Origin of the sequence: Microbispora hainanensis (genome assembly GCF_006874475.1) — a bacterium.
Taxonomy (GTDB): Bacteria; Actinomycetota; Actinomycetes; order Streptosporangiales; family Streptosporangiaceae; genus Microbispora; species Microbispora hainanensis.
Genome location: NZ_VIRM01000048.1, coordinates 42545 through 61895 on the forward strand (window position 1 = coordinate 42545; position 19351 = coordinate 61895).

The 19351-nt window shown below is 70.8% G+C and carries 17 protein-coding genes; 12 read left to right on the top strand and 5 right to left on the bottom strand.

Annotated elements, in window-relative coordinates; translation table 11 throughout:
- Window positions 1-3: 3 nt before the first annotated feature.
- Entirely contained in the window at window positions 4-549 is a 546-nt protein-coding gene (locus FLX08_RS30310) for a hypothetical protein (protein ID WP_142623681.1), read from the bottom strand.
- Between the two features lie 410 nt (window positions 550-959).
- Between FLX08_RS30310 and FLX08_RS30315 the strand changes: the two genes are divergently transcribed.
- The gene (locus tag FLX08_RS30315) at window positions 960-1472 is read left to right on the top strand and encodes a sigma factor-like helix-turn-helix DNA-binding protein (RefSeq protein ID WP_167530623.1); all 513 of its coding nucleotides are present in this window, start codon (window positions 960-962) and stop codon (window positions 1470-1472) included.
- A gap of 134 nt (window positions 1473-1606) precedes the next feature.
- On the opposite strand, the gene FLX08_RS30320 is transcribed toward FLX08_RS30315, so the two are convergent.
- Both FLX08_RS30320 and FLX08_RS30325 read right to left on the bottom strand, forming a co-directional pair.
- Window positions 1607-2002: a VOC family protein gene (locus FLX08_RS30320; RefSeq protein ID WP_142623683.1), complete on the bottom strand. Its 396-nt coding sequence runs from the start codon at window positions 2000-2002 to the stop codon at window positions 1607-1609.
- Window positions 1999-2976: a sigma-70 family RNA polymerase sigma factor gene (locus FLX08_RS30325; protein ID WP_142623684.1), complete on the bottom strand. Its 978-nt coding sequence runs from the start codon at window positions 2974-2976 to the stop codon at window positions 1999-2001. Before FLX08_RS30325 ends, FLX08_RS30320 begins: the two co-directional genes overlap by 4 nt.
- Window positions 2977-3584: 608 nt before the next feature.
- Here FLX08_RS30325 and FLX08_RS30330 point away from each other — a divergent pair.
- The 10 genes from FLX08_RS30330 (at window position 3585) to FLX08_RS30375 (ending at window position 14539) form a co-directional block, all read left to right on the top strand.
- Entirely contained in the window at window positions 3585-4694 is a 1110-nt protein-coding gene (locus FLX08_RS30330) for a ParB/RepB/Spo0J family partition protein (protein ID WP_244313010.1), read from the top strand.
- 106 nt (window positions 4695-4800) lie between these two features.
- A complete protein-coding gene (locus FLX08_RS30335; RefSeq protein WP_142623686.1) occupies window positions 4801-5289 on the top strand; it encodes a PhzA/PhzB family protein in 489 nt (162 codons plus the stop codon).
- 107 nt (window positions 5290-5396) lie between these two features.
- Entirely contained in the window at window positions 5397-6569 is a 1173-nt protein-coding gene (locus FLX08_RS30340; protein WP_208761753.1) for a 3-deoxy-7-phosphoheptulonate synthase, read from the top strand.
- 27 nt (window positions 6570-6596) lie between these two features.
- Window positions 6597-7220: an isochorismatase family protein gene (locus FLX08_RS30345; protein WP_142623687.1), complete on the top strand. Its 624-nt coding sequence runs from the start codon at window positions 6597-6599 to the stop codon at window positions 7218-7220.
- Window positions 7217-9106: an anthranilate synthase family protein gene (locus tag FLX08_RS30350; protein WP_142623688.1), complete on the top strand. Its 1890-nt coding sequence runs from the start codon at window positions 7217-7219 to the stop codon at window positions 9104-9106. Before FLX08_RS30345 ends, FLX08_RS30350 begins: the two co-directional genes overlap by 4 nt.
- Window positions 9103-9972 (top strand): PhzF family phenazine biosynthesis protein, encoded by an 870-nt coding sequence (locus tag FLX08_RS30355; protein ID WP_280117142.1) that lies wholly within the window; start codon window positions 9103-9105, stop codon window positions 9970-9972. The genes FLX08_RS30350 and FLX08_RS30355 overlap by 4 nt, the downstream gene beginning before the upstream one ends.
- A gap of 120 nt (window positions 9973-10092) precedes the next feature.
- The gene (phzG, locus tag FLX08_RS30360) at window positions 10093-10728 is read left to right on the top strand and encodes a phenazine biosynthesis FMN-dependent oxidase PhzG (RefSeq protein ID WP_142623689.1); all 636 of its coding nucleotides are present in this window, start codon (window positions 10093-10095) and stop codon (window positions 10726-10728) included.
- A gap of 41 nt (window positions 10729-10769) precedes the next feature.
- Window positions 10770-12395 (top strand): flavin-containing monooxygenase, encoded by a 1626-nt coding sequence (locus tag FLX08_RS30365; protein ID WP_142623690.1) that lies wholly within the window; start codon window positions 10770-10772, stop codon window positions 12393-12395.
- A 396-nt stretch (window positions 12396-12791) separates the two neighbouring features.
- Window positions 12792-13118, top strand: a complete 327-nt coding sequence (locus FLX08_RS30370) for an antibiotic biosynthesis monooxygenase family protein (RefSeq protein ID WP_142623691.1) — start codon at window positions 12792-12794, stop codon at window positions 13116-13118.
- 203 nt (window positions 13119-13321) lie between these two features.
- Window positions 13322-14539, top strand: a complete 1218-nt coding sequence (locus tag FLX08_RS30375) for an FAD-dependent monooxygenase (RefSeq protein ID WP_142623692.1) — start codon at window positions 13322-13324, stop codon at window positions 14537-14539.
- A 512-nt stretch (window positions 14540-15051) separates the two neighbouring features.
- On the opposite strand, the gene FLX08_RS30380 is transcribed toward FLX08_RS30375, so the two are convergent.
- Window positions 15052-15765: an FMN-dependent NADH-azoreductase gene (locus FLX08_RS30380; protein ID WP_208761754.1), complete on the bottom strand. Its 714-nt coding sequence runs from the start codon at window positions 15763-15765 to the stop codon at window positions 15052-15054.
- Window positions 15766-15998: 233 nt separating this feature from the next.
- Between FLX08_RS30380 and FLX08_RS30385 the strand changes: the two genes are divergently transcribed.
- On the top strand, window positions 15999-17195 hold the full coding sequence (locus FLX08_RS30385) for a transcriptional regulator (protein WP_142623694.1): 1197 nt from the start codon (window positions 15999-16001) through the stop codon (window positions 17193-17195).
- Between the two features lie 64 nt (window positions 17196-17259).
- Here FLX08_RS30385 and FLX08_RS30390 read toward each other — a convergent pair whose 3' ends face one another.
- Window positions 17260-19215 carry a Xaa-Pro dipeptidyl-peptidase gene (locus FLX08_RS30390; protein ID WP_142623695.1) on the bottom strand — a complete coding sequence of 652 codons (1956 nt, stop codon included), beginning with the start codon at window positions 19213-19215 and terminating at the stop codon, window positions 17260-17262.
- Between the last annotated feature and the right edge of the window lie 136 nt (window positions 19216-19351).

Below are 19351 nucleotides of genomic sequence, written 5' to 3' on the forward strand. Positions count from 1 at the left end.
GGGTCAGGGATCCCACTGCTCCGGCACCGCCCACTGCGACTCCTGCGGGTCGGCGGGACGGATCTCGGTGAGCAGCTTGAGCGTCACCGGCCGCAGCCGCTGCCATGCTTCGACCGGCCAGCGCAGGCTCACCGAGGGGAACACGGTCTCCAGCACGATCTTCAGATAGGGGCGGCCGGAGTGACCGACCGGGACCTCCGTGCACAGGCCGGACACGGCCGCGGAGACCTCCCGCCTGCCCAGTCGCAGCCGCGCGTTCCCCAGGACCTGGTTCGGAGGGTCCTGGGCCTCCAGGTCGACGGACTCCCAGAAGAGCACGGGCGCCTCGTCCTCCCGCAGCCACGACGGGTAGACCGGCAGCGGCAACTGCAGCGTGAACCCCGCCAGGAGCCCGACGGGGCGCAGATAGAAGGACCCGTGAAAACAGGGGAGTTCGTGCAGGAGCCGCGGCCCCTTCGACGTCGTCATCGACAGCGTTCCCTCGCTGGCGTCCATGGCGATCCGCCACGCGCTGGGATCGGTGTAGGAGGCGTCCGGTGTGAAGACCATCAGATGCTCCCTCGAAGTGCGGACTGGGAGAGGCGGCGACGGTGCGGCGCGGAGGGGGTCCCGCGAATCGGGCCGCCAAAAGAAAGACGTTCCCGAGGGGCCGGAACGTGACATCGGGATTGCATCGAGAATTCACCGGCCGTTCCTGTGTCTCATTTCGCGGGCGGCGTTCGTCTTAATGGGAAAGGTGAGAGGGCGTCTCGCCGGGATCGCGGGGTGAAAGACAGGAAAACAAATCTGGGCGCACCGGTTTTCGGGGTGTAAGTTGCGGGTCGGGAAGAAACCGCCGAAGCGCGGGGCGCAGGGCTCGTCGGCGCCGTTCCTGTAGGTGTTCCCGGCGAATGGCGAGGGCCAGTTATCGGACCGGTAGTCGTGGTCCGGACGCCGGACCACGATTACGAGGAGGGTGTATGGAGCGTAACCCGGAACGGCCGGCCGAAGATCGGCGCCGCGCGTCCCAGGCCTTCGAGGAACACGCCGCACTGCTCCACGAGGTGGCCCGCAGCATGCTCGGCGACGCCGGGGAGGCCACGCGGGTGGTCGAGGAGGCTCGGACCCGCTGGCTGGCCGGTCAGGGTGACCCTTCGGCGGGTTCCCCGGACGCGCTCGTCGGGCTGGTCTCCGTGCTGGCGCTCACCCGTCTGCGGGCCGCCCAGGCCAACGGTGAGGAGCACATCGGCCCATGGCTGCCGGAGCCCCTGCGCGGCGAGCCCGATCTGAAGATGGCCGAGTCGGTCTCCGCGGCCCTCGCGACCGTCCTCGGCATGCTCGACCAGGAGGAGCGGACGGTGTTCATGCTGCGTCACGGGTTCGGGCTCGCGTACGCCGACATCGCCTCGGTGACCGGGCTCACCGAGGAGGGAGTGCGCGGGATCGACGCCAGGGCGAAGGCGCAGGTGCGCTGCGAGGTGCCCCACCTTTGACGGGCCCGCGGCGCCGGGGAGGCGGGCGGGCCGCGCATCTGAGGGCAGGCCGTACATCTGAGGGCCGTGCATCTGAGGAAAACACACAGTTGACCACCTGCGCCCTGCCGAACGCGTCCGGTGCCGCCCGCGGTTCAGCCGCCCCGCTCCGTCAGCCCGTACAGGTTGCCGTCGTGACCGCGGATCTGCGCCCACCGGCCGTTTTCCCGCCAGGGGGTGGCCTGCGGCGCCACGACGATCTCCACTCCCCGCGCGTGCAGGTCCTGGCACGTGGCGTCGAGATCGTCGCAGTCGAACCAGCCGTGGGTCATCCGCCCCGCACGGGCGTGGAGCGCCTCCAGGATCTCCGGCTCGACGGCGGCGAGGGCCACGCACGTCTGCGCGCCCGGCGGGCGCACCTCGACCCAGCGCCGCCCGTCGCCCAGGGGGACGTCGGCCGCGAGCTCGAAGCCGAGCGTCCCCGTGAGGAACTCCAGGGTCCTGCCCTGGTCGCCGACGTAGAGCACGGCGAGCCGCGGGTTCACGATCACGACGCCTCCCGGTGGCCTTCGCCGCTCACCCGCCCCGCATGAGACAGCGGACGGGGGTCGGACGGCGGGGCCGCCACCGGCGACGGGACGTCGGCGAGGCCGAGCCGCACCTCCTTCAGGCGTTCGGGATCGCCGATGACGTCGATGGACGCGATGCGATCGCCGACCACGCCGATCTCGAGGACGAGCAGCAGGCGTCCGCGCGGCGCGATCACCGCCCCCACGGCGCCGTTGACGAGAGCGGGCCAGGCGAAGCGGGCCCTGCGGATGTTGGTGCGCGTCTCCTCGGCGACGGCGCGTGCGCCCCGCACCTCCGCCGGCGCCTTGGCCTGCCCGCGCAGGGCCGCGTAGTCCGCCCGGCGCACGACGTCGGGAGCCAGCACCGCCAGCAGCGCGTCGAGGTCGCCCGCTCTGGAGGCGGCCAGGAAGGCGTCCACGACCGCGCGCTGCCTGGCGAGGTCGGAGTAGGGGATGTCGGCCGAGCCGTGCACCCGGCGGCGGGCCCGGCTCGCCAGCTTCTTGGCGGCCGCCGGAGTGCGTTCCACGATCATGGCGATCTCGTCGAACGGCACGGCGAACAGGTCGTGCAGCACGAAGGCGGCGCGCTCGGCGGGGCCGAGCGTGTCGAGGACCACGAGCAGGGCGAGACCGACGGAGTCGGAGAGCACCGCCTCGTCGGCCGGGTCGCTGGTCTCGTCGTGGGGAGCCAGCATGTCGAGCTCGGTCAGGTCGGCGAGGTCCTCCCGCCGGCGGGTGCGGGAGCGCAGCATGTCGAGGCAGACCCGCCCGGTGATCGTCGTCAGCCAGGCGGTCAGGTTGTCGACGGAGCCGGAGTCGGCGCGGCAGGCGCGCAGCCAGGTCTCCTGCACCGCGTCGTCGGCCTCGTCGGCGCTGCCCAGCATGCGGAACGCGACGCCTCGCAGATGCCCTCGCGATCGGTCGAAGTGCTCGGCCAATTGGGCCTGGTCGTTCATCGGTCACCTTTCACCGTCGCGGTTCGTCATATGAGTGAGAGGACGAACGCAGGTTTGACAAGGAGCCTTGAGTGCCCGTACTGATTATTGTTGCCGGTTCGTTTGAACCTACATGACGGGAAGGCTCACCGAGGGGTGCCTCTCCGGCGTGAGGCACACCGGCCGGTCGCCGTCCGAGGTGCATCCTATCCTCATAGCGACCGCCCAGACTTTCTCGCCGTTCCGAAAATAGATGATCGCGACCGAAATCGGCGTCCGGTCAGGGTGAAATGCGTGCGCGGGGACCGGCCGTGTGGTCCGGGACCCGTGGATTCGGCTCGTACGGATCCGCCCGAACGGGTCGCCCCCTGAGCGCGGTGGATGGCTCTGCGAAGCAGGCGATCAATGCCGTCCGGCTCATTTCCGCCTTATGCCGGTATCGAGACACGTGAACGGCGCGTCGCGGTCCCGCCTGGGGCGATGAGGTCGATATCGAATTCAGTGGATAACTAGCCAGGAATGGGCCCCCGCTGCTCTGGCATCGCAATTAGCCGGAACATAGGCTGAACCCGAGTTGAGCTCCTGTGAAGAAATCGCCTCGCCCTTGTTCCTTCAAGGAAGGTCCCGCAGTGTCACTTCACACCGCAGCCGACGCCGATCGCGTACTCGCCACCCGCCTTCCCGACGTGGCGGATCTGCGCCACCTGCCCTGGGAGATCGTCCCCGTCCGCCACCTCACGTCCTCGCTCTCGCCGCGCAAGCGACCTGAGGACCCGGCGCATGTCCGGCTGCTCGCGGAGACGGACCGCGCCCTCGATCCGCTCCTCGTGCACCGGCCGACGATGCGTGTGATCGACGGCATGCACCGGTTGCGCGCCGCCGTGCTGAAGGGCAGGAACGAGATCGCGGTCCGGTTCTTCGACGGAAGCGAGGCCGACGCGTTCGTGCTGTCGGTCCGGCTCAACGTCGGCCACGGACTGCCTCTGACGCTCGACGAACGAAAGGAGGCGGCCCGGCGCATCCTCGCCTCCCATCCGCACTGGTCGGACCGGGCGGTGGCCGAGAGCACGGGGCTGAGCGCGAAGACCGTGGCCACGGTTCGCCGCCGGCTCGACGGGCAGGAGGGGCTGCAGCACTCCCGCGTGGGCCGTGACGGGAGGTCCAGGCCGCTCAGCAGCATCGAGGGGCGACGCAGCGCGGCCGCCCTGCTTGCGGTCAACTCGGAGATCTCCCTTCGCGAGCTGTCCAGGAAGACGGGGCTCTCGGTGGGCACGGTCCGCGACGTACGCGAGCGGCTCGGCCGCGGGCAGGACCCGATCCCGGAACGGCTTCGCGCCAGGGAGGGGTCCGGCGCCGGGCCGCGCGGCACGACGCCGCCGGCGCGGGACCAGGACGCGGACGTCCCGTCCGGGGCCGTCCGGCGGGTGGGAGAAGCCCGCCGCCGGCCCGGGGGAAGCCGCCGGAGGGGCGAGACGAGGCCGGGCCGCGGGGCGGGGGAGAGCGCGGAGACGGTGGTCATGCTGCGCAAGCTCGCGCGTGACCCGTCGCTGCGGGCGACCGAGTCGGGGCGGCTGCTGCTGCGGATGCTCCTCGCCACCGAGGTGGGACCGGCCCAGTGGAAGGAGATCGCTGAGGCGATTCCCTCCCATTGCATGCCGCTCGTCCGCGCGGTCGTGCTGCAGAGATCGGAGGAATGGAAACAGCTCGCGAGCATGGTGCCGGCCGCTTTCTCGGCGTGACGGCGAATGGCTTCACCAGTCCGCTATGAAATCGACGGAGGTGCCCTGATTCGAAAGTAACAGGGTGAAATATCGCCATTAATCGGTATCTGTTGGAGGGTTCATCGTGTCAGAGACGACTCGCTTTCCGGGAAGCGACGAAGAGATCGAACTCCGGAAGATCAACCGAGCGACGGTCGAGAAGTACATGAACACCAGAGGCGAGGACCGGCTGCGGCGGCACCTGCTGTTCACCGAGGACGGCGTCGGCGGCCTGTGGACCAACGACACCGGGCAGCCGATCGCGATCCGCGGCCGCGACCGCCTCGGCGAGCACGCCGTCTGGTCGCTGAAGTGCTTCCCCGACTGGGTCTGGACCAACATCCAGATCTTCGAGACGCACGACCCGAACTTCTTCTGGGTCGAGTGCGACGGCGAAGGCGCCATCCGCTTCCCCGGCTACCCCGAAGGCCACTACAGGAACCACTTCCTGCACTCCTTCCAACTGGAGAACGGGAAGATCAAGCTGCAGCGCGAGTTCATGAACCCGTTCGAGCAGCTGCGCGCGCTGGGCATCCCCGTGCCCGAGATCAGGCGTGAGGGAATCCCCACCTGACGCCCGCCGCCTGCCGTGGAACGGCGGCGGCCACCGGACGACCCCAGCCGTCCCCCGGCCGGGCGACGACGACGGCGCCGAGAGCGCCTCGACCCCCATGGAGAACCGTGGATGACGTGATGCCCGCCATCCGGTTGGACGCCGCGCTGCAGCAGCCGGAGTGGAGCGATGTCTCGCAGGTCCAGCGCGTCAAGGAAGTGCTCGCCTCCCGGCCCCCGCTCGTCAGGCCCGCGGACGTGCGCACGCTGCGCGCCCTCCTCGCGGAGGTCGCCGCGGGAATCTCCCTGGTCGTACAGGCCGGGGACTGCGCGGAGAACCCGGAGGAATGCACACCGGAGCACGTGAGCCGCAAGTCCGCGGCGCTGGACGTGCTGGCCGGCGCCCTCAAGATGATCACACACAAGCCCGTGCTGAGAGTCGGCCGCATCGGCGGCCAGTTCTCCAAGCCGCGTTCCAGCCCGATGGAGAAGGTCGGCGACCTCACCCTCCCGGCGTTCCGCGGGCACCTGGTCAACGGCCCGGAGCCGACGGCCGAGAGCAGGCAGCCCGATCCGTTGCGGATCCTCACCGGCTACATGGCGGCCAGCGACATCATGGACCACCTCGCCTGGCGCGGCTCGTCCGTCCGGTCGCCGATCGACCCGCCCGTGTGGACGAGCCATGAGGCGCTGCTCCTCGACTACGAGGTCCCCATGCTCCGCAGGGACGGGTCGGGACGGCTGATCCTCGGCTCGACGCACTGGCCCTGGGTCGGCGAGCGGACGCGGCAGGTGGACGGCGCGCACGTCGCGCTGCTGTCCGAGGTCACCAACCCGGTCGCCTGCAAGGTCGGCCCGAAGACGACCAAGGACGAGCTGCTCGCCCTGTGCGAGCGGCTCGACCCCGAACGAGAGCCGGGCAGGCTCACGCTGATCTCCCGGATGGGCGCCGACCAGGTCGCCTACACCCTGCCGCCGCTCGTCGAGACCGTCAGGTCCGCCGGGCACCCGGTCATCTGGCTCTGCGACCCCATGCACGGGAACACGCTGGTCACCCCGTCGGGGCACAAGACGCGCGTCGTGCCGACCATGCAACGGGAGGTCCGCGAGTTCGTGGCCGCGGTCGAGAGCGCGGACGGCGTGCCCGGCGGCCTCCATCTGGAGACCACACCGGACGACGTCACCGAATGCGTCGCCGACGAGAGCGGCTTCGACCACGTCGGCGACCGTTACAGCAGCTTCTGCGACCCCCGGCTGACCCTCTGGCAGGCGGTCTCGGTCATCTCAGCCTGGGGCGGCTGACGCGACGGACACCAGGAAGGTCGTTATATGTCCGGCATACCCATGATCAAGCCCTACCTCCTCCCGGCCGCGGGCGACCTGCCCGCCAACCACGCCGGATGGACGCCCGACCCCGCTCGTGCCGTGCTCCTGATCCACGACATGCAGCGTTACTTCGTCAGGCCGTTCCCCGAGCCGATCAGGAAGGAACTCGTCGGCAACATCGCGCTGCTGCGCGAGCGGAGCGCCGCGCTCGGCGTGCCCGTGGGCTACACGGCCCAGCCCGGTGACATGACCGAGGAGCAACGCGGGCTCCTCAAGGACTTCTGGGGGCCGGGCATGCGCCGCGCCCCCGAGGACCGGCTCGTCGTCGACGAGCTCGCCCCCGCACCCGGCGACTGGATGTTCACCAAGCTGCGGTACAGCGCCTTCTTCCGCTCCGACCTGCTGGAGCGCATGCGGCGCAGCGGTCGCGACCAGCTCGTCGTCTGCGGCGTGTACGCCCACGTCGGCGTGCTGATGACGGCCGTCGACGCGTTCACCAACGACCTGGAGACCTTCCTGGTCGCCGACGCCGTCGCCGACTTCACCGCCGGCTACCACCGCATGACGGTCGAGTACGCGGCCGAACGCTGCGCGGTCGTCCTGACGGCCAAGGAGGTGTTCGCGTGAACGGGCCGGACCCCGGTGGGGGTGACCTGCTCGGCGACGTGCTGGAGCTCCGGGCGCCGGCCTTCGCGTTGCTGCACCGGCCCGAGGCGAACGGGCCGGGCCTGCTGGACGTGCTGACGGGTGAGATCACGCACCTTCGCGAGCTCGCGGACATCCCGCTGCCCGGCGCACGGGAACCGGCGGCGGGCGGCGTCCACCACGCGCTCGTCGTCGTCCCCTATCGGCAGGTCCGCGAGCGGGGCTTCGCCTGCGCCGACGACGGCGCTCCGCTCGTCGCGATGACCGTGACGCGACAGGGCGCGGTTCCGGTCGCCGAGGCGCTGGACCGGATACCCGACCTGCCCTTCGCGGTCTCGGGCGGGCACTTCGACGTGAGCGACGACGACTACGCCGAGATCGTCCGCAGGGTCGTCAAGGAGGCGATAGGCGAGGGCGAAGGGGCGAACTTCGTCATCAAGAGGTCCTTCGTCGCCGACATCGGGAACTACACGCCGCGCTCCGCCCTGGCCTTCTTCCGGCGCCTGCTGGAGGTCGAGTCGGGCGCCTACTGGACCTTCGTGGTCCACACCGGCGAGCGGACGTTCGTGGGCGCCACCCCCGAGCGGCACGTGACGCTGCGGAACGGCGTCGCGACCATGAACCCGATCAGCGGCACCTACCGCTATCCGCCGTCGGGCCCCTCGCTGCCCGGGGTCATGGACTTCCTCGCCGACCGCAAGGAGTCCGACGAGCTCTACATGGTCCTGGACGAGGAGCTCAAGATGATGGCGCGGATCTGCGAGCCCGGCGTCCGCGTGACGGGCCCCCGGCTCAAGGAGATGGCGCGGCTCGCGCACACGGAGTATTTCATCGAGGGCGAGACCGGCTGGGACGTGCGCGACATCCTCCGCGAGACCATGTTCGCCCCGACCGTCACCGGCAGCCCGGTGGAGAACGCCTGCCGGGTCATCGACCGGCACGAGCCGCACGGCCGGGGCTACTACAGCGGGGTCGTCGCCCTCATCGGGCGTGACGAGGACGGCAGGCAGACCCTCGACTCCTCCATCCTCATCCGGACCGCCGACATCGACCGCGCCGGCCGGACGCGGATGGGCGTCGGCGCCACCCTCGTACGCCACTCGGACCCGATGTCGGAGGTCGCGGAGACCCGGGCGAAGGCCGCGGGCCTGCTCGCGGCGCTCGACACCGGCGACAGCGGCCGGCTCAGGGCCCGTCCGGAGGTCCGCGAGGCGCTGGAGCGGCGCAACGCGAACATCGCCGGCTTCTGGCTGGGCGGCCATGCCGGGGACACGCCGGCCGAGCCGGTGCCGGCCGGGGTGCGCACCCTCATCGTCGACGCCGAGGACACCTTCACCTCGATGCTGGACCACCAGTTGCGCAGCCTGGGCATGTCGGTGACCGTGCGGCGCCACGACGACGGGCCGTCGCTGGACGGGTGGGACCTCGTGGTACTGGGGCCCGGCCCCGGCGACCCCCGCGACCCGGCCCACCCGAAGATCGCTTTTCTGCGGGCGGCGGCGGACGCGCTGCTGTCGGCCCGGCGTCCCTTCCTGGCCGTCTGCCTCAGTCACCAGGTGCTGTCCACCCGGCTCGGGTTCGCCCTGCAGCGCCGCGACATCCCCAACCAGGGGGTGCAGAAGGAGATCGGCCTGTTCGGCGCGCGAGAGCGCGTGGGGTTCTACAACACCTTCGCGGCCCGGGCGGAGGCGGACCTGGCCGAGATCGACGGCGTCGGCACCGTGGAGATCTGCCGCGATCCTTCGACCGGCGAGGTGCACGCGCTGCGCGGCCCGCACTTCTCCTCCATCCAGTTCCACGCCGAGTCGGTGCTCACCGAGAACGGCCCGCGCATCCTGGGCTCCTTGATGAAAGGACTGCTGTCGTGACCATCGCTGACCAGTCCGTGCTGGAGGGGGCGCGTCCGTACGTGGTCGTCGACGCGTTCACCGACACGCCGCTGCAGGGCAATCCGGTCGCCGTCTTCTTCGAGGCCGAGGACCTCTCCGACGACCGCATGCAGCGCATCGCCAGGGAGATGAACCTGTCGGAGGTCACCTTCGTCCTCCCGCCCCGGCTGGGTGGCGACGCCCGCATCCGCATCTTCACCCCCGTGAACGAGCTCCCGTTCGCCGGGCACCCGCTTCTGGGCACCGCCATCGCGCTGGGCGAGACCCGCGGGGGCGACATGCTCCGGCTGGAGACGGCGATGGGTGTCATCGCCTTCGACCTGAAGCGGGTGAACGGGCGGGCCGTCGCCGCCGAGATGGAGCAGCCCGTCCCGACCTGGGCGGAGTTCGACCGGGCCGGGGAACTGCTCGCCGCGCTCGGCCTGACCTCCTCCGCGCTGCCCGTCGTGATCTACCACAACGGTCCCCGGCACGTGTTCGTAGGGCTGGAGAGTACGGCGGCGCTGTCCCGGGTCGACCCCGACCAACGCGCGCTGGCCGCCTTTCCCGACATGGCGACCAACTGCTTCGCCGGTTCCGGCTCGACCTGGCGCAGCCGGATGTTCTCGCCCGCGTACGGCGTGGCCGAGGACGCGGCCACGGGGTCGGCGGCCGGCCCGCTGGCGATCCATCTCGCCCGGCACGGGCGCATCGGGTTCGGGCAGTGGATCGACATCCACCAGGGCGTCGAGATGGGCCGGCCCTCGCTCATGCGGGCCCGCGCCGACGGGACCGCGGAGCACGTCACCTCCGTACGGGTCGGCGGCTCGGCCGTGACCGTCGCTCGCGGAGTGATCTACGCCTGAACGGCGCGACCGGCCCGTCCGGCCGGGTCCCCGCCCTTTTCCACCCCCTCCCCGCCCTTGCCATCGGGGACGGCCGCGCCCCGCGGCCGTCCCCCGCTCCCACAGCTTGCGGAGGCGACAGTGAGCAGCAGGTTCGAGAGTCTGACCGGCGCCATCGACCCGGCGTTCCCCGAGTACGACATGCCGCCCGCCGAGCCGATGGACCTCGCGCGGCAGTGGATCGCCGGGGCGGTGGAGGCCGGGGTGCGCGAACCGCTGGCGCTCGCGCTCGCGACCGCCGACCGCGGCGGCCGGGCCTCCACCCGCATGGTCGCCGTCATCGACGTCGGCGACCGGGGCCTGGTCTTCACCAGCCACAGCACCAGCAGGAAGGGCCGGGAGATCGCGCAGACCGGCTGGGCCTCGGGCCTGCTCTACTGGCGCGAGACCGCCCGGCAGCTCAGCTTCTCCGGCCCGGTGGCCATGCTGCCCGAGCCCGAGGCGGAACGCCTGTGGAACGCCCGGCCGGTGCCGCTGCACGCGATGTCGGTGGCCTCCCGGCAGAGCGAACCCCTGGAGGACGTCGCCCGGCTCAGGTCGGAGGCGGAGCGCCTGGCGTCCTACGGAATCTCCTTGCCGCGCCCGGCGCGCTTCGCCGGATATCGCCTGGAGCCTGCCGCCGTCGAGTTCTGGTCGGCCGACGCCGACCGGCTGCACCGGCGGCTGCGTTACGACCGGACTCCCTCCGGTTGGCACATCTCACGGCTGCAGCCGTGACCCCCTCCCCACAGGGACAGGAAACACGAAGGAGTGCAACCTTGACCGACACGACAGACACCGACTTCGACGCGATCGTCGTCGGCACCGGCTTCGCCGGAATCTACATGCTCCACACGCTCCGCAACGAGCTCGGCTTACGGGTGCGGGCCTTCGACCGGGCCGGCGGCGTGGGCGGCACCTGGTACTGGAATCGCTACCCCGGCGCCATGTCGGACGTCGAGGGCTTCGTCTATCGCTACTCCTTCGACAAGCAGATGCTCCAGGAGTGGGACTGGACCACCAAGTACACCCCGCAGCGGGAGCTCCTCGCCTATCTCGAGGCGGTCGTCGCCAAGCACGACCTGGGCAGGGACATCCAGCTGAACACCGGCATCGAGAGCGCGGTGTTCGACGAGTCGCGGGGTGTCTGGACCGTCGGCACCGACACCGGTGAGAGCTTCACCGCGCGGTACGTCGTCACCGCGCTCGGGCCGCTGTCGACGGCGAACATCCCCGACATCAAGGGCCGTGACCGTTTCCAGGGCAGGATCGTCCACACCGGCTCCTGGCCCGACGACCTGACGATCGAGGGCAAGCGCGTCGGCGTCGTCGGCACGGGATCCACCGGCACCCAGTTCGCCTGCGCCGCCGCCAAGGTGGCCGAGCACCTGACGGTGTTCCAGCGCTCGGCGCAGTATTGCGTCCCGTCCGGCCACGGCCCCGTCACCGAGGGGTACGTCGCGGAGGTGCGCGCGTCGTACGACCGCATCTGGGAGCAGGTGCGCGGCTCCCGCGTCGCCTGTGGCTTCGAGGAGAGCGACGTCCCCGCCATGAGCGTTTCCGAGGAGGAGCGCCGGCGGGTGTTCCAGGAGTACTGGGACAAGGGGAACGGCTTCCGCTTCATGTTCGGCACGTTCTCCGACATCGCGACCGATCCCGAGGCCAACGAGGCCGCGGCGGAGTTCATCCGGTCGAAGATCCGCGAGATCGTGAAGGATCCGGAGACGGCGCGCAAGCTGACGCCGAGCGACTTCTACGCCAAGCGCCCCATCTGCAACCCCGATTACTACGAGATCTTCAACCGCGACAACGTCTCCCTGGTCAGCATCAAGGAGACGCCGATCAAGGAGATCACTCCCACGGGAGTGCTCACCGAGGACGGAGTGGAGCACGAGCTCGACGTCCTGGTCTTCGCCACGGGCTTCGACGCCGTGGACGGCAGCTACAAGCGGATGGACATCCGCGGACGGGGCGGCGTGACGATCCGGGACCACTGGGAGGACGGGCCCACCAGCTATCTCGGCGTCGCCACCCACGGCTTCCCCAACCTGTTCATGGTCCTCGGCCCCAACAGTGCCTTCAGCAACCTCCCGCCCGGCATCGAGACGCAGGTCGAGTGGATCGGCGACCTGATCCGCACGGCTGAGGAGAACGGCACCACCGTGATCGAGGCCACCAGGAACGCCGAGGACGAGTGGACCGAGACCTGCGGGAAGCTCGCGGACTACACGCTCTTCCCCAAGGTCAAGTCGTGGATCTTCGGCGCGAACATCCCCGGCAAGAAGAACAGGGTCATGTTCTACTTCGCGGGGCTCGCGTCCTACCGGCTCAAGCTCGGCGAAGTGGCCGAGGCGGGCTACGAGGGATTCGACCTGCACGCCAGCCCCTCGCTGACGCCGGCCTGAGGCCGGGCTGACCTCCGCCTCAGGCCGGGGGAGGGCACACCCTCCGGGGTCCGTGACGGGCCCCGGTGGGTTCCGGGTGGGTCCGGCGCCGACGTCGGCGCGGCATCACGCGCCGGACCCACTCCCCGGGATCACGACGGACCTGTTCCCAGGGTCCTGTTCCCAGGTTCCGCTCGCGCGGTCGTCCTCGCGCGGTCGTGCTCGCGCGGTCCCGTTCCCGCGGGGTGGCGAGCGGGAGCGTCAGGACGGCCGTGAAGCCGTCCGCGTGCCCGGTTGCGATAAGCGGTATTTCCTGCTCTGCGCGCGCGATATTCGGAGAGAAGCTCGTGTTCGGAATCCTGTTTAATCAACAATCGGGCTTGACTGAATTGGTTCTTTGTCGGATACGATGAAGTCATGAGTGAGACAGTGATTCGGGTCGGCGATCAGCACGCGACATTCATCAACGTCTTCGACGTCGACCCCTCGCAGCAGCAGGAACTCATCGCCATTCTCGACGAGGGTGCCGAGAAGGTCATGCGGCACCGGCCCGGCTTCATCTCGGTGAACATTCTCGCCAGCCTCGACGGCAGCCGGGTCGTGAACCTCGCCCAGTGGCGCAGCCCGGACGACATCAAGGCCACCGCGGGCGACCCCGAGGCGCAGGTCTTCGCCAAGAGGGCGGCGGAGATCGCCAAGGCGGCCCCCCAGGCGTACAAGGTCGTCTCCGTTCATCACGCCTGACCAGGAACTTCCCGGTCGGAATCCAGAAGCCGGCCCGGGCCCCGGCACGGCACGCTCCGTCCCGCCTCTCGGCATCGGCGGGACGGGGCCCCGCCCGCACCCCGTAAGCGGGTTCCTGTCCGGGGCCCGGCCCCTATCCCACCGCTGCGGCGCCCACTGGGGTAACGCAGAGTAGCCGTGTCCGGCCCAGGGAGTGCGACGCCATGACGACTGCCAACACCGCCGACATCGTGATCGCAGGTGCGGGGATCGGAGGGCTGGCCACCGCGCTCGCCCTGCACGCCAAAGGAATCGACGCGGTCGTGCTGGAGGCCGCGGCCGAGCTCCGGCAGCTCGGAGTGGGCATCAACATCCAGCCGGCCGCGATCGGCGCGCTGACCGAGCTGGGCCTCGGCGAGGCGCTGGCGGCCACCGGTATCCGCACCCGCGAGCATCGATACCTCGACCACGGGGGCGCCATCCTGTGGACCGAGCCCCGGGGCGTCGCCGCGGGTCACCAGCACCCCCAATACTCCATTCACCGCGGTGAGCTGCAGATGCTCCTGCTCGCGGCCGTCCGGGACCGGCTCGGCCCCCACGCGGTGCGGACCGGGCTCCGCGTCGACGCCTTCCGGCAGACCGCCTCCGGCGTCCGCGTCCTCGCGTACGACGAGGCGGGCGGCGCGGTCGAGTTCGAGGCCGCGGCGCTGGTCGGCGCCGACGGGATGCACTCCTCGGTGAGGTCTCGGCTCCACCCCGGCCGTGGTGCGCTGTCTCCGGCGGGAGTCGACATGTGGCGGGGCCTGTCCGAGATGGACGAGTTCCTCGACGGGCGCACGATGATCCTGGTCAACGACGAGCAGGCCACCCGGCTGATCGCCTATCCGATCTCCAGGCGTCACGCGGAGCGCGGCAAGGCGCTGGTGAACTGGGTCTGCATGGTCGCCGCTCCCTCGAAGAGCCTGTCCGACGGAGCGGGATGGAACCGCCCCGGGCTGCTCGAAGAAGTGCTGCCGCACCTCGTCGAGTGGGACTTCGGCTGGCTGAACCCCGCCGTCATGGTCGCGCGCAGCCCCCGCATCCTGCGTTATCCGATGGCCGACCGCGACCCGCTCCCGCATTGGGGCGAGGGCAGGGTCACGCTGCTCGGCGACGCCGCCCACCTCATGTACCCCATCGGCGCCAACGGCGCCTCGCAGGCCATCATCGACGGCATCACGCTCGCCGCCGAACTCGCGCGGGGCGAGGACGTGGCCGCCGCCCTGGAGCGGTACGAGGCCGCCAGGCGCCCCGCCACGAGGGCCATCATCCTCGCCAACCGGAACATGGACGGCGCCGAGCGCTCCATCGCCGGACGTGCGAACCACGACAAGGCCGCCGAACTCGCGACGATTACCCACCGTTACCGGATGACCGTGGAGCAGCGGCAGTCTCGCGCCTGAGCGGACGGGACCGCGCGGGCTGTGGCCACCCTCGTCCGTCCCCGGGTGGCCCCCTGCCGGGGGCGACCGGGAAACGTGACCGGCGGAATTGCGGAATCGCCGGCATCTTCCGGCGTCCTGGAAATGCGAATTCGCGGATGTCGATTTCGATATTGCGCACAGCGGCGCGGCATTCTGACAACGCATTCACAGAATGCCGATCAGGAGTCTCGATATACGTCTTTACCCGCGCCGGTGCGGGCCCGGCGCGGCTTTCGGTGGCGGGCCTCGACGGCGCGGAACAGGCTCTCCGTTCGTGTCTCTGCTTCCCGTCCTTAAGACGAATCGCGCCGCGGAAAGGTGACATGCCGCGGGTCCGCGGTGGTGTCCGCCGAGGGACGGACACCACCGCTCGTCCGAGGCCGCTACGGGCGGCCGCGGCGCCCTGTGCGCTGTGCCCTGTGCGCTGTGCGCTGTGCCCTGTGTCGGGCGGCGGGGTTGGCACGCTGCCCCGGTCCGTCGGTGCCGGGACCTCACCGCATGCGCGTCGCCGCCCCGCTGCCGACCGGCCGGCGGGCCAGCTCGGACACGGCGGTCCTCGCCGCGGCCAGCGAGTCCGCCGCCAGGGGCTTGAAGTGAGCGAGGGCGGGCACGTCCGAGGCCCGGGTCATCTCGGCATGCACGAAGTGCAGGTTCTCCGGCGCCACGCCCAGCTCGGTGAAGTAGGCCCTCAGGTAGGGCGTCTGGAAGTCGAAATCCTCCCGCGGCGTGCCCGGCGCGTAGCAGCCGCCGCGGGCGGTGACCACCACCACGTTCGTCTCCCGGAGCAGCCGGTTGCCCGTGCCGGGGTCGACGAACGCCCCGGGGAAGGTCACCCGGTCGATCCACGCCTTGAGGGACGCGGGCACGGAGAAGTTGTACATCGGGACGCCGGCCAGCACCGTCTCCGCGGCGCGCATCTCTTCGATAAGCGGGAGGGTCAGCGCCCACTCGCGCTCCTCGGCGGGGCCGGCGGTCATCTCCGCCACCTTCCGCAGCGGAACCGCCCCGTGCCTCTCCACCCGGATGCCGAGGGAGACGAAGGCCGGCGAGACCAGCGGGACCGGGTCGGCGGCGAGGTCGCGGTATCGGTACCCGGCGCTCCCGTGGAGACACCGCCACGTGTCCGCGTAGAACGCCGTCAACTCCCTGGTGACCGAGTCGCCGCCGCCGCTGGCGCTGGCGTCCATGTGCAGCAGGGACGTCACGTGCCCACCCCCTGTCGCTGCGAGTGCATCGCATGCTCCTCTCTGGATACTTTCCGTCACCATGTCTGACGCTCCGTGTTCATCAGAGGTGACCGGTCCCCGACGCCCGGTCTTCTGCGGAGGACGTGGCGCCGCGCTGGTGGGTGGGGTCCTGGGCCGGTGAGTAGGGTCCTGAGTCCGTGACATCGCATTCGGATCCGCGCGTACGTCCGTCGGGACCGGAATGGGTCGCGGTGCGGCGACGCCTGGACGGGCACCGGCACGAGCTGGCCGCTGCGGCGGATCGGCTCTATCCCGCGACGGCCAGGGCCGGATCGACCCGCCTGCTCACCCGGGACGGCTGGACGGCGACCCCATGGACCCTGGCCACGCCGCTCGACCTGCGCGAGGTGCGGCTCGGCTGGGTGGACGACGCTCCCGCACCCGCCGTCACGGGACGCGAACCGGAGGCGGCGGCCCTGCTGCCGGAGGGCGCCGGCGCCTATCCGGACGCGCTGGGGACGCTCGCCCGCCCCCGGCTCTTCGAGGACCGCACCTGCTACCGGCTGCTGGACGTCGCCTGGCCCGAGCTGACCTTCACCCGCGCACGCTACTTCGACGGCGTGAGCGTCGGAGAGGCGGCCGCCCACGAGTTCGCGGCGTACAAGCTCGCCGGGCAGGAGTCCGGCGAGCGTGAGCCTGCTGGGCAGGAGTCTGGTGGGCAGGGGTTCGACAGGCAGGGGTTCGACAGGCAGGGCTTCGACGGGCAGGGGTTCGGCGGGCGGGGGCTCGGTGGGCATGAGCGTGCCGGGCATGGGGCCGGGCGGCGGCTGCCGTTCCGTACGCTCGTGGGCGACCCCACCGACCTGCGCAGGCGGCCCGCGCTCTGTGCGATCTCCACCCTCACGCTGCGCCGCGACCGCCGTACGGGGGAGACGTCGTTCGTGCTGCACTGGCGTGACCCGGCCAAGGTGGCGCACGGCGGCGGGCTCTTCCAGGTCATGCCGGTCGGGGTGTTCCAGCCCGCGCACGAGTCCGCGGGCGCGGAGAAGGCCGACCTCGACCTGTGGAAGTGCGTGGTCCGCGAGTACGCCGAGGAGTTCCTGGGGCGGGGAGAGGAGTACGGCGACGGCTTCGATTACGAGAGCTGGCCGTTCTACCGCCTGCTGACGGATGCCCGCGAGGACGGGCGGGTGCGTTGCCACGTGCTGGGCGTGGGGGTCGATCCGCTGACGTTCGCGACCGACTTCCTCACGGTGACCGTGCTGGAGGCGGAGACGTTCGACGCCGCCTTCGGCGAGGTCGCCGCCTCCAACAGTGAGGGCCGGATCGTCGGCCGTGTCCCGTTCGACGCGGAGACCGTGCGCCGGCACGTCCGCGACGAGCCGATGCAGGCGGCGGGCGCGGCCGTGCTCGACCTCGCCTGGCGGCACCGCGAGGCGCTGCTGTAGACACGCGAACGCCGTCCCCGCCGGCCGGTCGGGCCGAGGGGGACGGCGTGTCGGGAAAGGACGGTCAGCTCGCGGAGGCGAGCGCGCCGGTGCCGCCCACGATCGGCAGCGTCACCGTGCTCTTCGTCGTGTCGAGGTGCAGTCGGGCGCCGGGAGCGGGCCGGATCGTGTACTCGTAGTCGCTCGACAGCAGCACGACCCCGATGCGGTGCCCCGCGGGGAAGACGTAGTCGTGCGGCTGCAGGTCGAAGTCGAGGCCGTAGGGCGAGCCCGGCTTGACCGGCTCGGTCCGCGAGATCGACTTGCGGTTCTGCGGGTCGATCCAGCCCCGGGTGATGATCTTCGCCTTGCCGTTCTCGTCGTAGTCCACGACCAGCGCCGTGACGTTCGCCGCCGGCTGGTCGAAGGACATCCGCAGCGAGACCCGCGGGGTGCCGCTGAGCCTGGCCGGCGCCGTCAGCGCCGCCGACTTGTACGCCAGGCGGTTGGGCGAGGTGGCCGCGTCGGCGAGGGTCTGCGCCGGCTTCGTGGCGTCGTCGACGATCGTTTCGGTGACCGGCTTGCCCTTCCGGGTCTTGTCCGGGGTGAGCAGGCCGGCCGCGCCGCCGTCGCCGGGGGCCAGGTTGAGCTCGGTGTCCGCGGCGGCGGGGTCGGGCCACTCGGCGTACTGCACCAGGGTCCTGTCCTCGCGCTGCACCAGGGCGCGGGGGTCGTTCTCCACGCCGTTCTGCTGATCCCAGAGGTAGCGGGTGAACCAGCGGTTGAGCACGTCGACGCTGGGGGAGCCGCCGTGCCCGCCCTGGTGCAGGTAGATCTTGTGCGGCACCCCGCGCGCCTTGAGCGCCTCATACCACTGCGCGGCCTGCTTGGTCTTGACGTTCCAGTCGTTGAGGCCGTGGGCGACCAGCACCGCGGCGTGGACCTTGTCCACGTCGTTCATGTAGTTGCGCTCGTCCCAGAAGGCGCTGTAGTCGCCGGTCTCGCGGTCCTGCGCCTTCGCGAGCTGCTCGATGACGCTCCGGCAGACCTGCTGGTCCGCGCGCGTGTAGACGTACTCCGCGAGCACGTCGGCGTCCTCGCCCTGGTAGCCGCCGGCGGCCACGACGGCACCGTTCGCCCGGTAGTAGTCGTACCAGCTGGAGATCGCCGAGATCGGCACGATGGCCTCCAGCCCCTTGACGCCGGTGCTCGCGACCGCGTTGGGCAGGGTGCCGTTGTACGAGGTGCCGATCATGCCGACCTTGCCGGTCGTCCACGTCGCCTTGACCTCCTGACCGGAGGCGTCGTACGCCTTCGCGCGACCGTTCAGCCAGTCGACGACGGACTTGGCGCCGATGGTCTCGTTGCGCCCGCCGGTCGTCGGGCAGCCGTCGGACTGGCCGCTGCCCAGCGACTCGGCGTGGACCACCGCGAAACCGCGCGGCAGCCAGTTGGACTCGTGGCTGGTGCTGATGACCGGCTGCGGGCCGCTCGCCGCGAGGGACGCGTCCGCGCCGCCGGCACCGGAGTCGTCGGCCGCCGCCGCGGCCAGGCGCTCGTCGGTGGCCGGGTCGAGCCGCTTGCCGCCGCGGTTCTGCCAGCCCTTGCCCGGGCGGACCGCCTGGTTGAGCTCGTGGTCGACGTCGTGGTTGGTGATGTCGTTGCCGCCGGCGTAGTAGGGGCTGACCTCGTACACGACGGGCGACTTCAGACCGGCCGTCTCGGTCTCCCGCAGGCGGGTGACCTCGGCGTGCACCCGGTCGTTGCGCCCGTCGCCGTCGCTGTCGACCGGGGTCTCGACCCACACCTCCTCGCGGATCCAGTCGTTCCTGTTGGACGAGAACACCGGCTGGGCCATGCCGTCCTGGAACACCGGGCCGACGGGGGCGGCCGCGCCCGCGGGGGCCGTGTTCACGGCGAGCCCCGTGACGGTGGTGGCGACGGCCAGGCCCAGCGCCGCGGCGGTGCGGCGTGCGGCACCCGTACGGCGTGACGCGGCCGGCGGGAGGGGACCAGGCGTCACCCGGGGCGATGAGGACATCGGCAAACCTTCCACGAACGATCAGGGGGACTCGGGCCGGGGGATTTGGCCCGCAGTGGGCGATGCTAGGGACGCAAACGTGGAATGTCTTCGGACGACCGCTCTGTCTTGATCGCGACTATTTTCGACACATGTC